This is a genomic window from Streptomyces sp. NPDC055078 (assembly GCF_053607985.1).
Map to the genome: position 1 here is coordinate 1 of NZ_JBSGUP010001095.1, position 1,439 is coordinate 1,439.

The window sequence follows — 1,439 nt, forward strand, 5'->3', positions numbered from 1 at the left end:
ACGCCGGGATGAACGATGGGAAAACCGCAGGTGAACGGGGTGTTACCGGACCGGCCACCGGTCCGCCCGATGGCGATCCCCCGCCAAGGGCCGTCGGCGCCCGGGACCGGTCCACCGGCGGTTCGCCGGACCCCGGCGCGGCGCCGGGGCGCCCGACGCCTTGTTCGAACTGCCCGAACCCAGAGCTTCCACCGAGAGTGACCAAGAAATCGGTGCTTCTTTCTCCGGACCGGGCATTGCGGGCGGCCCGTCTGCCCACCAAGATGCTCCCACCGGTTCGCAGAGCCTCACCGTGACCAGGGCCGTCCGTCCCTCAGCGGGGTGAACACTCCGCCGGGCTCGCCCGTAAGTGATGGCATGCAGCCGGGTTCACAAGGAGGTCTGCCAAAATGATCGTCCCTCGCTCCGCCGCGACCGTCGCGCTTCGATGGGCCGCCGCCGGCGCCGTACCCGTGCTGCTCGCCACGGCCGCCGGGACCGCACAGGCCCACGGCGCTCCGACCGACCCCGTGAGCCGGGTGGCCGCGTGCGGCGCCACCGGTGAACAGCGGGACTCGGCGGCCTGCAAGGCCGCTGTCGCGGCGAACGGGGGTGCGGTGTTCGACGCCTGGGACAATGTGCGGCTGCCCAACGTCCAGGGCCAGGACCGGCAGGTCATCCCCGACGGGCAGCTGTGCAGCGCCGGACTGAGCAACTACCGGGGGCTCGACATCGTCCGCCCCGACTGGCCGGTGACCGAGCTGACGTCGGGCGGCGACTTCACCCTGACCTACCGGTCGACCGTACGGCACAAGGGGAAGTTCGAGCTGTACCTCACCAAGGAGGGCCACGACCCGGCGGAGCCGCTGCACTGGTCCGACATGGAGCGGGACCCCTTCGCCGCCGACACCGACCCGGCGTTCGCCAACGGGGCGTACGAGGTCGAGGCCACCCTCCCCAAGGGGCTGACAGGCCGCCACATCCTCTATACGGTCTGGCGGACCACGGACGGCGCCGCGGACACGTACTACTCCTGCTCCGATGTGATCCTCACCCGTGACACCCCCGCCCAGTCCAGCAGGCTGGACTCGCTCTACGGACCCAGCACAGCCGACGCGACGGACACCCCGGAGGGCGGCGCCGGCGGGGAGGAGTCCGCGTCCCCCGACGAGGCGGTGGCGAGCGCCGAGTCCGGCAACTCCACCCAGGTCATCGGCGGGGGCCTCGCCGCGCTCACCATGCTCGCCCTGGGCACCCTGGCGACCCTCCGGCCGCCGCGCCGCTACCGCCGCCACCGCCGCTTCTGAGGCGCCCCGCCCCCGGGTCGTGCCCGGCCGCCCGGAGCGGGCGGCCGAAGCGCCGGGTCGACACCGTCGTCCGGGTCGGGTTCGCCGCCGTCGTCCAGGGCGGGTTCGCCGCCGTCGAGCAGGGCGAGGACGGTTGCCGGGGAGGTACGGCAG

The 1,439-nt window shown here is 73.1% G+C and carries 1 protein-coding gene; it reads left to right on the forward strand.

Features of this window, described 5'->3' with window-relative positions; all coding sequences use genetic code 11:
* Positions 1 to 389: 389 nt before the first annotated feature.
* Complete coding sequence (locus ACWF94_RS40420; protein ID WP_453500276.1) at positions 390 to 1,286, forward strand: lytic polysaccharide monooxygenase; 897 nt, start codon at positions 390 to 392, stop codon at positions 1,284 to 1,286.
* Positions 1,287 to 1,439: the final 153 nt, after the last annotated feature.